This is a genomic window from Shewanella corallii (assembly GCF_023349125.1).
Classification (GTDB): domain Bacteria; phylum Pseudomonadota; class Gammaproteobacteria; order Enterobacterales; family Shewanellaceae; genus Shewanella; species Shewanella corallii.
This window is the reverse complement of record NZ_JAKIKT010000001.1, coordinates 83,932-97,987: the sequence shown is the minus strand read 5'-3', so window position 1 is coordinate 97,987 and position 14,056 is coordinate 83,932. Positions and strand designations below refer to the sequence as shown.

General features: G+C 52.3%; 4 protein-coding genes. All 4 read right to left on the bottom strand.

What is annotated here, in order from left to right:
- Window positions 1-26: 26 nt before the first annotated feature.
- On the bottom strand, window positions 27-1,076 hold the full coding sequence (locus L2725_RS00430) for a rod shape-determining protein (RefSeq protein WP_115138297.1): 1,050 nt from the start codon (window positions 1,074-1,076) through the stop codon (window positions 27-29).
- 356 nt (window positions 1,077-1,432) lie between these two features.
- A complete protein-coding gene (locus L2725_RS00425; RefSeq protein ID WP_249247054.1) occupies window positions 1,433-4,972 on the bottom strand; it encodes a polymer-forming cytoskeletal protein in 3,540 nt (1,179 codons plus the stop codon).
- 215 nt (window positions 4,973-5,187) lie between these two features.
- Window positions 5,188-9,627, bottom strand: a complete 4,440-nt coding sequence (locus L2725_RS00420) for a DUF6701 domain-containing protein (protein ID WP_249247053.1) — start codon at window positions 9,625-9,627, stop codon at window positions 5,188-5,190.
- 135 nt (window positions 9,628-9,762) lie between these two features.
- On the bottom strand, window positions 9,763-14,013 hold the full coding sequence (locus tag L2725_RS00415; RefSeq protein ID WP_249247050.1) for a DUF6701 domain-containing protein: 4,251 nt from the start codon (window positions 14,011-14,013) through the stop codon (window positions 9,763-9,765).
- Window positions 14,014-14,056: the final 43 nt, after the last annotated feature.

Below are 14,056 nucleotides of genomic sequence, written 5' to 3'. Positions count from 1 at the left end.
GGGCGGTTTGCACCGCCCTGTTATCTTTAGGTCTCTTCGGAGAAGAGGTCACCGCCGTGCATGTCGATCATTTCCAATGCACGACCGCCGCCGCGGGCCACACAGGTCAGCGGGTCTTCCGCCACCATCACTGGGATGCCGGTTTCCTGCATCAGCAGACGATCCAAGTCACGCAGCAAGGCGCCACCGCCGGTCAGTACCATACCGCGCTCGGAGATATCGGCAGCCAGTTCCGGAGGAGATTGCTCCAGTGCCACCATCACAGCGCTGACGATACCGGACAGAGGCTCCTGCAGAGCTTCCAGAATTTCGTTGCTGTTCAGGGTAAAGCTGCGTGGTACACCTTCAGCCAGGTTACGACCGCGTACTTCGATCTCCAGCACTTCTTCGCCTGGATAAGCAGTACCTATGGTGTGCTTGATGCGTTCTGCAGTCGCTTCACCGATCAGGCTGCCGTAGTTACGACGTACATAGTTGATAATAGCTTCATCGAACTTGTCACCACCGATACGGACAGAGGACGAGTAAACCACACCATTCAAAGAGATAATGGCAACTTCAGTGGTACCACCACCGATATCCACTACCATGGAGCCAGTTGCTTCAGATACAGGCAGACCTGCACCGATTGCTGCCGCCATTGGCTCTTCAATCAGGTAAACCTCACGGGCACCTGCGCCCATGGCAGATTCTTTAATGGCACGACGCTCAACCTGAGTTGCGCCAACAGGCACACACACAAGTACACGTGGACTTGGACGGAAGAAGCTGTTGTTGTGCACCTGCTTGATAAAGTGCTGCAGCATCTTTTCAGTCACGTAGAAGTCAGCGATTACGCCGTCTTTCATTGGACGAATGGCCTGGATGTTGCCCGGAGTACGGCCCAGCATCTGCTTGGCTTCGGTACCCACAGCTGCGACGGACTTCTGACCGTTGCTGGTGCGCTCACCGCGGATTGCAACCACAGATGGTTCATTCAGGACAATACCTTCTTCACGTACGTAAATCAGAGTATTCGCGGTACCCAAATCGATCGACAGATCGTTGGAAAAAACGCCTCGCAGCTTTTTGAACATGTATCTAGCCTGTAATCGGTGGAGTCTTGAGAATTCAAACCAGCTAACTTTATCAATGCGCCCCAGTTTCCACAATAGCGCAGAGGTTAACAATCGCTAATGAGTTAAATTTTTTTACGGTTATACGCTGTAATTTTAGATATCCCGATATTTTCGACACTTTTCACTGCATCATCTGCCTGTGACCAGCGTCAAAACGCGGGACAATTGCCAATAGCCTGACAGGAAAAACCATTGCATCTCAGCTGTCAGCGACATGGATAGCATCAAAAATTCGCAACTTTAGTCCAAATACCCCAAAAGCGTAAGAAATGTCAGTTTTATCCCAGTTGCACCAGTTCAGTGAACTGGCTGAGTTATCTCACTTCACGGTGGAAAATCACTTTATCGTGTCCACGGTACTGACCAAACACCACACTGGCTCTTGGGTCCTGTAGTTGCTGCGGACGATCTCCCTGCCAGTTCCAGTACCATTGAAGCCAGGGAGCAACCTCAACCGGAGCCGTGACTTTACCCCGGTAAGTGGCAGCAGAACCAGAAGTGAAGGTACGCCAGAGCAAATCAAATCGTCCGCCGTTGACAACTCCTGTGCCGCTGCGGCTGACCCCTTGCCCGGGAGTGATTGCAGGCAGATACACATAACCCAGTTCTGTATCTGTTTCATGGGTCGCCAGGCCTGAGTTAATGTCAGTCCCGGCCGCAGGAGAAACAGAGGTACAAACATCATCACTGTTTACCCGCCAACCCGCAGGTGTCCACTGCTCTATCGCCAATGGCATATTCTGGGTTGCAGACTCATGACCATAGCTGTTTTGCAATGTCACCCGGCCATGGCGCAAATCCAGGGTATCCAGTTTTTTGGCCGTCATTCCGCCACCAGTTCCAGAGGTGTCCGGGTTCATATCTGCATCGGCGACAGTGCCCATCCTTCCATCGCCATCCAGTATATCCACCCCCAGATTGAGCACAGGATAAGGTCCATCTGCCCCTGGTGCTGCAACACGACTGAAACTGATTGGCTGAGAAGCCAGGCTGGCCTGTCCCGCCTGCCAATCAAGCGTGGGCAGAACAGTCAGACGACTGCTGAGGTTAAGGCCGGTATCACCGGACTCAGCCACCAAAGACGCATAAGCCCGTCCCAACCATCCCTGATAGTTTAGGGTTTGCTGCCCCTGCTGATTTTGAGCCTTCAGCACCAATGACAATGGGAAAGTCTGGTCCATGTAGGTAAAGGCGTTACCGCCACTGAAGGAACCACACCCCTGGGTAATACTCACACCTGACACCTGGTACAGGGCGGGAACAAAGCGCCCCATAGCAGCAGAAGGTTCAGACCGAATGCTCAGTCCGGAATTCAGGTAGGTCTGCCCTGCGGGAACAGAAGCTGAGAGATAAAACACACCAACTTCATTCTGCGCGACCTGCAGTTGGTGGTCATCCCCTAAAGGGTGTTGATACTGCCCGGGAGTCAGTATGCCATCGTGCCACGACGCTCCCTGCTCCGGCGCAGGCACATATACATCGGCAAACTCGCTGTTAAGCTCAATACTTTCATACTGGAACGAGGGTGTGACCGGATTGCCACATACCCGGGAGCTGTTTTCAGCCCAGGCATGAGCAGATACAGAAACTGGGAACTGACTACCCGCAGTCATGTAAGCAGTATCACTTAATGCGTTATATTCGCCCCGCCGCTCGCCGGTGACACACAAACCGTAGGGCACACTGCGCAGGTTACCGTTCACACTGTGCATCACCAGGCCATCTTCTTCACCAGAGCCAAAGTAACTGGCCTTGAGTACAAGGTGTCCGGCATCCGGATATTGCAACTCCACACTGGCAACACCATCATCATCAAAGTCGAGTCTGTGGATATTTGGCGACTGCGCTACACTGCCACCATTCACGGTCAATACCGCTGTGGAACTGGGCGCTACCTGGGTGACATGCTGTTTCGACAGATTGACCTCTTTGGTTCGACCGGAGAAAGCGGCCTGACACTCAAGTCCATTATTACTCTTACGCACCGCTTTGATATTCACACTGCCGGGTTTATTGGCATAGCTATTGAGATCATCAATCACAAAGCCAGCTTCGGCAAAACTCAGTGTACATGCAGCCTCAGACGCCGTCCCACCATCAGCGCGGCAAAGCGTATTATTAAGTACAGAGGTAGTAGGTGAACCTGCAGTCAGGGTCACAGGTGTCGTCGGAAAGTGGCTGAGAGAAACCGTAGCACTGCCTGTCATATTCAGACTGGATGGTGTCCAGTTCGCCTTGCCATTATCAGAGCCCAGATTCACCACCACAGGATTGGGATAGAGCTGACTGCAGTCGGCATTGTCACAGGCTTTTACCGTGACAGACAATGGCGCACATGCCAGCGGACTGCCTGAGTAACTCAGTTCCAGATGGTGTATAGGCTGCTCAGGAGTATCAAGTCGCTCCAGCGCCACATAACCGAAGGTTTCCCTCACATGACGGCGCTCGGCGTCAGAGTACTGATCCTCTTCAACGACCATAGACACACTGTTTTCATCAAGCTTACATCGACGTAACCAGCCTCCATTGCCGCCATTACGGCTATGTTTACCTGCGAGAAAAACCGGTGGTGCAGAGAAGTCCTGCCTGAAGTCATTGAGATATTCGCACTGCTGAGCAGGCTCCTGAGCACCGTTTCTGGATAAGTTTTGCCCCTGGCCAAAGTCATAAGCTATCCATCGCCCATTAAGGAACATCTTACCCATGCCACCGGTAATCGCCATGTAAGCAACCGGGACATCATTCAGCTTGGATGCACCACCCGGGCGACATCGCATTTTGCCGCCACTCCACGAACGAACTTCTGAGGTATCCAAGGCCAAATTCAACCCAGTCACCGTAGGTTCTGCTGTTGAAGTCAACCAACAGTTTTGAGTGTCGTCCTGTCTTTGAGTTAAAAATACCGAGTAACGACTCTTTCCAGTGACCGGCATCCAGGCATTATTACTCAGCCCCAGAGCATTTTTTGCGGTGAGCAGCCCAGCTTTAAAATCCGGCCCACTGGGAAAACTGTGCTCACCACGGTTGACTGCCAACCAATGCACCTCTGGCATTGGCTTCCAGCTTGTATTGTTGTAAGAATTTGGCGCTGCCCCTTGCTCGTAGGTAAAGCCAAGGTGGTCAATATGGGTCAACTCAAGTGATGCTGGCCGATCTGCTGCTGGATTAGCGCTGGTGATGGTGGGCATTAAAAACACCAAAGGCTTTTGCCCTTGAGGAAAAGGAGTCTCAAACCTGACTTGCCCCTTACCATTAGTGGGTTCACTGACTCCATAGTCAAAATGGAAAGACTCGGGCTTGAGCTTGTTTTCACACATACCACCAAAGTCGGCGTTATCTATAGCCTCTTGTTCAAAGTCGACTTCACCATTGCCGTTGACGATCAATGATCCTCCAGCTGCCACACCGCCCTCGACCTCGGCGTTACCTTCTATATTCAGGTTACCTGCCACATAGAGAATCCCATTAATCTCCGACTGACCGGCAATCTTCATGGAGTCTTCAACATAAATCACAAGGTGTGACTCATCATGTTCGGCATTCAACTCTCCATTATCCACATTCAGCGTTTTGAAATAGAGTCTGGCCGATACCTCCGGCATTAAGAGCTGGGCTTTATTTTTAACAACACCTTCTTCATAAACGTAGTCGCCAGCATTAAAGACAGCAGGAAACCAATTCCGATTGTTGTTACCGGCTTTACGTTCTGTAGTACAAACATTGCCGCCAAGGTGTTTATCATTGATACACTCAAGATAAGAGCCCTGTTTAGGCGGCCAAAGATGAGGGGGAGGCACCAAAGCATCGCCATGGTTACCAGTAGGAGGGTCGGTAAAAATATCATCACATTGCACAGCCGCAACAGCTGTTGTTGACCACCACGATGTAGCCACTGCGACCATTAATATGGCTCTTTTTATAAAGGGGGCAAACAAAACTGACCTCTCAGGCTGGTAGCAAACCGAATACAACAAAATGATGACAATCCTACAGAAGATTGTCTCTGCCTGAGAGGCAATGTCCAGCAAATTATTACTTTCGTTCAAACAAAGCGCCTAAAAAGCCGAGGTTATTTTACCTCATGCCAATAGATCACCTTATCATCCCCCCGGTAGCGACCGAAAAAAGCACTGCCTCTTGGGTCTGTGGCCTGGAGAGCGTCAGACTTCTGCCAACCCCAATAAAATTTCAGCCAGTCCGGCACAGCCAAAGGCGCACTCACCTCTCCACGGTAGAACCGACTATCCTGCGGCGCGGAAGGTGCAAAGTGATTATGCCAGATTAGCTTCAGCCTGCCGTTACTGATGTGAGTCTGCCCCTGAGGCAAACTCCTGGACACCCGCTGACCAAATTTCAATTCAGGCCTGAATTGTGTGCTCGGTTGCAGGGATACGGACAAGGGGCTGGAGCACTGATCCAGCTCATTCAGTTGCCAATGTTTACCATCCCAGTACTCTGCCAGAACAGGCATCGCCAAATCAGCATTTTCCGGTCCATAGACATTCTCCATATGCATTCTGCCAAAACGCATTTTCTGCGTGCCAAGGGCAACAGCGCCACAACCCAGAGTATGGCAATCCCCCTGTATATCTGAGTTCATGTCAGCGCCAGCCATCACCGCCATATTACCGTCCCTGTCATCTATAGCGATTCCCACAGCCAGTTGCTCATAGGGTCCATCAAGGCCTGGTGCCGGTGGCCTGCCAAAATGGATTGTCTGGGTTGACGCCACCACGGCCTTGCCCTGTTGCCAAACAAGAGGCGGTAATGGGCTGAGCCTGTGACTCAGTGATATGCCATCGTCACTGTTTTCAGCCTGCAGGGCCGCGATACCTTTTGCGTACTGCCCCCGATAATTAAAGGTTTGATGGTATTCAAGATTCAGCGCCGTGGCAGTAAAGCCCAACCCGAAAGGTTGCCCCATGTAGCTGAAACCAGTATTACAACCTGGGGCGATCACGCTATCGCCAATTCGGAATGCGGCGGGCACAAACCGACCTATTGCCGGTGTTTGAGCCTGCCCCACAGGGAGCCCTGCATCAAGATAATAGATAGGTTGCCCTTGTTTGTTTTCAGGATTGGATGCGCTGAATTTGAACACGCCTACTTCATCTATCGACTGCTCAAATCTGGCAACCCCACCAAGATTGATGTCCTGCTCCGTCATCCCGGTTTTACCGGTTTCACCGCCAACAGGAGCCACCAGCTCGCTACCCAGTTTGATATCTGGCATCGCAAAACTCGGCGTCACAGGGTTATCACAATACTTGTTGTCTGAGTCTGACTGCCAGGCATGGGCTGATATGACCAGTTGGAAGCCTTCTCCTGCACGCGCAAAGGGCTTACAGCCCGCAGGATTACCCAGGCGACACACGGCGCCAGCAGGAGGCGTAAGACACAAGCCTGCAGGTACACTGCGCAGATTACCGTTGGTACTGCGCATCACCAGACCAGTGTCATCTCCTTTGCCCTGATAACTGGCATTCAGATTAAGCCAACCGGCATCAGGGTATGTCAGCTCCAGATGAGCTATACCCTGGCTGTCAAACTTCACCGGGGTCAGCAAAGGCGCCTGGGAGACTTTAGGCAGTGTCACCGTTTTACCACCGGACTGCCTGATTTTCAGGCCATCTGCGGAAGGGTCTACCGGCAGTCGGGGTTGATGGTGCTCCACTGACAGGTAGAGATCTTTACTCTGGTTGGCGAACGCAGGCTGGCACATCAGGCTGCTGTCCGACTTGCGAACCGCCTGCAAACGCATAGTGGCAGGTCGCCCGGCGTAGGTCGCCACCTCATCGAGAATAAATCCCGCCTCGGCAAAGTTCATTGAGCAACTGGCCCGGGTTCCCCCATTGAAACAGAGGGTCTGGCTGTATGGCATAGTCGCGGGGGAAGAATTACCAACATCCAGGCTCACCACATCCTCAGGCGCTGCACTGGTTTGCCTGAGGAACAACCTGCGTTCACCTCCCTGTATGTTGACAGTATTGGTACCCAGCGGTTGTTGATTGGCATTCAACCAGCTCACGGAGCCTGAATTTCGCGGCAGCAGATCTGCCCGCACGTCATCCGTGTACAGTTCACTGCAATCTTCATTGGCACAAGCCCTGACGGTCACAGCCAAAGGCGCGCAGGCCAATGGGGAACCTGAGTAATCGAATTCAAAGTGATGTACCTCCTCCTCCACTGGCTGAGACTTTAAGGCGCACACCTGAAAGTTATCAATAGCGTGCTCGTTAAATGCCTGTCCGGTTGAGCCTGTCAGCGAGATATAGAAGTTATTTGGCCTTTGTCTTTGTCCTGATAGGGTTTGGGTGATATCCATATTGTTGACTATGCGCTGCTGACGACCATTGCCTGCCAGCACCCTGTCCACGGAAACATAACTGTGATCAGCACTGCGGGTATCCAGCAGGAAACTGTAGTGATCTCCCGGACCAGGATACGAACTGTTGGCCTGCTCCAATGGCGGGCTCAGTTTTGCGGTACTCTGGCTGTTACCCGGCGCGCCCCCCAAATAGGCGTACCCGGTATTAAATGCGCCCCTCATTGCCACAGTGTCGGGACGAGAACCTGCACCACCCACCTTGCCACCTTCAGAACTGGAAAAGTTGCCCCAGGAGTCAAGGGCGATACCCAACCAACCGCCATGAAAACCGGGGAATTGCTTGCCATCCCGCATTCGCTGGGCATATCCCATCGCACCACCAAAGCCACCCGGTGAAGGAGATTGGTTGGCGTCGGAGAACACCACAGCGACACCATCACCGCCCCGCCCGGCGCTCTGGTGCCAGGCGTAATAATCAAACGAAACCCGAATGGCATTGGCGTCAGCCGGGAACAGATATCTGTAAGTCAAAGAGGCAGCCTGATCACCCAGCTTACGGGTGATCACCAGTCGACCGTTGTTGATCCCGGGTGAAGCGGAGCCCGGCAGCTTGGCAGAGACCCAATTGCTGCCCAGTGTATCGCGGGAAAAGGTATCGATCGGCAGGCAGGTCATCTCCGGCTCAGTTGGCTTTTCCAGCGCCAGGAAACCAAAGTTCTCTTGATTATCATGCCGATCCTGATTGGCGGTTTCGTCCACCACCATACTGACTTCATTGGCGTTGATACCGCACATCCGCAGCCAACCGCCATCATTGTCATTTCTGGACTCAAGACCCGACACCAGCACTGGGGCGGAGCTGAACCAGCCAGAGGCAAGCGGCGAAGAATAAGCGCATTGGCGAGACAGGCTGGCGTTGTATCCTGAGACATTGACGCCACTGCCGGCCTGAAAGCGCACCTCGCCATCGGGTGTGTCTATCACGCCTTTACCCGGCGCCATTGCAAGGAAAGCGATATCCTCATCCTGAAGATGATTCAGATTTACCCCACCCGGATAACAACGGTTTCCCCGCACAGCACCTGAGCTCTCCATCGCCAACCACAGTTCATCAGAATAAGCAGATGGCCTCAGCCCCACACTGGTCAACCAGCAGTTATTGCGGCTGGTTTGCAACTGGGTCAATACAGTGGTCAATCCGGGTTCCAGATCAAGGCTTTCAAAACGCCCCCGTTTTCCTCCCCGGTTGACGGTATCTATCTCTTCACGGCCAGCGACTATCAAACGCTTGCCGGTGGAAGTCTTAAGCCAGTGCTTTCCGGGCAGCACAGCAATCCAGTCAACCGGAGTCACTCTCGCCACCCCACTGCTGCCCGGTGCTGTCTTACTGCGGTAACTGAAGCCATACCTGTCCACACTGGTTAAAAACACCGATGCGGGAGCCCTGCGCCCAGGGTTGGAGGCAGTAATACGCGGCATCAGAAATACCAGAGGTTTAGTGCCCGGTGGGAAGGGTCTGTCAAAGCTGACGGCTTGCTGGCTTGCCTGGCCAAACTGAAGCGGTAAGCCGGTCTTGACGGCGGAGGGACACAAAGGGCCAAAGTCAGCATTGGCAACATCATCCAAATCAACATCGACCCTGTCTATCCACCAGGGAGCCATTGCGCCCCCGGCAGAGAGTGCGCCGGTGATCTCAGAGGTCACATCAATATCTGCACTGCCCCCCACATAAACCACGCCATGAATTTTACTGCCGTGGCGCATGGTCAGGTTGCCCGATACATAGATCACCAGATTGGCGGCATCACCAAAGCCATAATCAACATTGAACCAGGTGGCATCCAGATACAGATTATCGAAGTAAAGACGCACACTTCTGTCCTCTGCTTCAACGGCTGAGATACCGCTGAAATGGCCATTGCCAAATCTGTAATCACCGGGTTCAAACTCATCTGGGAAACTGGCAGGACAGGATGACAGCATATGACAGCTGATGTTGCCTGCACTACGCAGATCTCTGGGAGGGGTCAAAGCATTGGGATGCAGGCCAGTTACAGGATCGGTGAAGATCTGCTTGCAGGCAGGTAAGGCCTGCGCGGAAGAAAGCGGGATAAACCAGCAGAGCAGTGCCAGCCCTGTCATGATCAGATAGTTGACGGAGAGTGGCCGTATACAGCCCATGGGACGCGCCTTATTGCAAAAACCGCAGCCGGTAATAAACCGGGCAAATAAGCGGCATATGTATCACTGTGTTACACAGCGTACTCCTGCATCCCCCACTCAGGCAACTTATGGCGTACCTGCAGCACTTTTTTGCTACTGCTCTCGCCAGTGCAACTTCTTGTCATGCCCCCTGAAAGTGCCAAAGTAAGCACTGGATCTTGGATCCTGAGCCTGGGTTGGACTGCTGCCATCCCAGTTCCAGTAAAATTTAAGCCAGGAGGGTGAAGCCAGAGGTGCCTGTATCCAGCCGCGATACAGGGTGCTTCCCGTGGATTGCCATCGTAAGCTTGATTGCCCCTGAACCAGAGTTCCTGATCCACTGCGAGTAATGGCCTGGCCAGTACCAAGATCCGGGTCATAACTATATCCATTACTGTCATCTACCGCAGACAATAATGCAGGGTTGAAGCCCGAAATACCCGAGCCCTGAGCAGTGCAGCTATCCAACAGGTTGGTCGCCCAGCTGCTGCCACTCCAGTACTCGGCGCGCAGTGGCATCTGCAACAGTGCAGACTCAGGACCATACACATTGTCCATGGCCAATCTGCCAAACAAGACCTGTTGGCTTCCCAACCTCACAGATGTGCAGGCGGAACCGCTGCAAATACCGCTGCCGCCGGCATCCATATCCGGGTTGGCCATCTCTGCCAGGCCATCACCATCCTGGATAATGATGCCGGTATCCAGAGACACAAATGGCCCATCAATACCCGGCGCTGTCGGACGGTTAAAACTCACTGCATGGCCAGTGACAGTGGCCACACCATTAACCCAGCTCAGCGACGGTACCGCACTCAGTCTGGCTGCCAAATCCACGCCGGAATCAGCATTTTCGGCAGCAAAAAGCGCCGTGGCATTGGCAAAGTTAGCGGAGGCTGAGGCTGAGGAAACAAAGTTCTGAGTTTGCGCCTGTTGCAGGTTTCTTGCGGTGGCTGTAAAGCTGACAGAAAACTCTTGTCCCATATAGCTGAATGCAGCGCCGCCACTGCCACAGGAAGGGGTCAGGGAGACAGTCGACAACAAAAACTCGGCAGGTACAAAACGTCCGACCGGCTCACTTACAGCAGCCGGGATATCTGCCACAGCACTGCTACTGCCCAGATAATCTGCAGCCGGAGTTGCACTGAAACGAAACACTCCAACTTCACTGATAGATTGATCAAGTTCCTGCTCTCCGGTGACAGCAACAGAATGGTTGTAGGTTGTCAGGCCTATTGCCCCGGTTGCGCCTCCTACAGGAGCCACTAACTGAGAGCCCAGCTGAATACCGGCATGAGCATAGTTCGGCGTCACAGGGTTGTTGCAGAGGTCACCATCATCGGCAGCCACCCAGGCTCTGCCGCTGACAGTTAATTTGAAAGTATCCCCGGCGCGCTTGAATACCGGGCAAGTTCCGTCTGCCGCACTGCAGCTTGACTCCGGAGATACGCACAACCCTGCTGGGGCACTGATAAAACTACCTGAGCCGGTGAACGTCAAACCCTCATCATCATCCCCTACCGCTCCTGAATAACTGGCATTCAAATTCACGCTTCCGGCATCGGGATAATCCAGTGTCAACTGAGCCTGTCCCTGGGCATTAAAACTGGCCGTGATGCTTGACGCTGTACCCTGAGTTCGACCTATATCGTTGCCAAACAGAGCTACCTGAGGCTGAGCCCCAACCGGAACAGGTGCCGCAGGAGAGTTATAACTGCTCCAGAATTCAATATCTTTGCTCACACTGGCGAAAGCCGGAGTGCACACCAGCGCATCGTCGGACGAACGTACAGCAGTGATATTGGCAGTAACAGGCTGACCAGCCAGCTTATCGGGCACATCAATCAGGAATCCACTGTCGGAAAAACTCAGCTGACACTGGGCAGCAGTGGGCGTTGCTCCACCACGACTGCACAATACGGGATTATCGGCGGCAGGATTAGACCGCTCCACGCCAATGGTCACGGCCGAAGTAGATAAACCCTGCAAACTGATTTGTGCACTGCCATTGACCAAATTAAAACCACTACCACCTACCCAGTTAGCAATACTGGAATCACTAAGCGATAAGGTGCCCGTTACCGGATCAGTCACTAGCTGACTACAACTGGCATCGGCGCACGCGCGAATGGTCATTACCTCAGGTGTACAGGTCAGGGGAGAGGATGAATAAGAGATCTCGAAATGATCGACATTTCCACCAAAATCATTGGCCTTGATGGCACACACTTCAAAAAAGTCGATTTCGTGGTTATTGTAAGCTCCCCCCGTTGATCCTGTCAGCGACAACATAAAGTCTTCAGGTACAACACCTTGCCCCCCAATGGCCTGTGCATCAAAAGGAGCCACCAACTCGACATAGCCCGCTCCATTTCTGGTATCTCTTTCAACCGAAACAATAGTGCTACCGGCGGTTCTTGAATCCAGTTTGACTCGATATCTATGATTGGGCTGAGCAGTGTTGGTACCCCGTACATCAATTGCAGGAGACAACCCCGCAGCTGTACCTGCCAAATAACGGTAGCCTGAAGCTTCTGAACCGCGAATTGCAATTGCCTGGCGACGAAACCCCGGCCCGCCAATCCTCCCTTCGGTGGGGTTTGAAAAATTCCCCCACTCGTCAAGACCTACACCGATCCAACCACCAGCAAAACCGGGATCACCATTGTTACGCTGAGCATAGCCTAAGGAGCCCCCAAAACTACCGGGCCTGGGGTCAACAGTCCCATCGGAGAAAATCACGGTGACACCGTCAGCTCCCGTGCCCGAAAATTCAGACCAGGCGTAATAATCGAACTCTACCACCACTAGATTATCAGCAGCAGGAAACAATTTTTGGAAGGTCAAGGAATTTGCCTGATCACCGATATCTTCGGTAATGCGCAGACGGCCACCGACAATGGAGGGGGATACCGAATTACCCAGCTTGGTAATCTCCCAGTCATCGCTGATATTGCCACTGCTAAAGGAGTCACCAAAGCACTTTAACGGGTCACTGTCATCAACTTCAAAGGCAGCGACACTATAGGTCTCTAACCTTGTATGATTTCGCTCTGAATCTCTGAACTGATCTTCATCTATCACCATAGAAACCGCCGAGTTGGATAGACGACATCGTCTGAGCCATCCACCTTCAGAGCTATTGCGGGAAGTCTTACCAGCGACTAATACCGGAGGTGAGCTAAATCCGGTCAGCGAAGAGCTGAAGGCACATTGTTGAGACAGCTGGGAGTTATTACCTATATTAAAATTGGCAAACTGATAATTGATTGACTCACCGTGAATCGTCATATTGCCAGAGCCAGAATCCAGTGCGAGGTAAGCAATGGTTTCATTGGCAAGATTATTCTGGTCAATATTCCCCGGTTGGCAACGGCGACTACTGTATACCTGAGACATATCCATAGACAGACGAATACTTTGATTACTCAGCAAAGAAGTTGAAGTCAACCAGCAGTTGTTATTTCGGGACTGTAGCTGATGTAATGCGACATCTAACCCAGAAGCCAGGTTCACTGTTTCATAACTGCCGTTGTTCCTTCTAAGCCAGCGATTGGTTATCACAGAACCAGCCTGCAGAACATCTCCATTCGGGAGTGTATGAGTACCAGGCGTCACAGCTATCCAGGAAACATTTGTCATCGTCTCCGCGCCAAAGTCAGAACCAGAAGGTTGCCGCTGTTCGAAACTGAAACCTGTGCCACTGACACTGGTTAAAAACAGCGAAGCAGGGCCATCTGATGCAGGGCTAACAGCATCTATCGTTGGCATTAGGAAAACCAGAGGAGTAACACCAGTAGGATATGCCCGTGCAAAAGTTACTGTGCGCTGAGACGTGCTTCCGAATTGAAGGTCAAACGCTGATGCACAAACATCACTGATTTGAGCGTCATCCAGCGAGCCAATGTCAATATCAACATCGGTATTCCCCGTAACTTGTAGTGCTCCTCCAGAGGCAAGAGCTCCGTTCAAAGAGGCGTTTCCGGAAAAACTAACGGAGCCGTTCACATAAATAATAGCGTTAATGTCATTCTGCCCTGAAACACTCAGGCTACCGGCAACATAGATAAATAAGTCTTCGGGGTCACCATCGACATTGATGTCAGCATTGATTAACGATAGAGAATTGAGATAAAGGCGAGTAGTTGGACCATTGGTCGTCAGTTTAGAGCCATTGCTGAAGGTCGCGTTATTATAATCTGTATCTCCCTGTGGAAAGTCACAGGTAGCATTGTTGTTGCAGGTGAAATTACTGAGCGGCGGGGCCAAAATACCACTGGGAGGTTGCAGGGTATTCAGCCCCTGATTACCCTGGGGTGGTTCAGTGAAAACATCTTCACATAACGGCAACGCCCATGCTGGCATTATCATTGCCAGCCACATCCCGATTGATATCCCTATCGCCCTG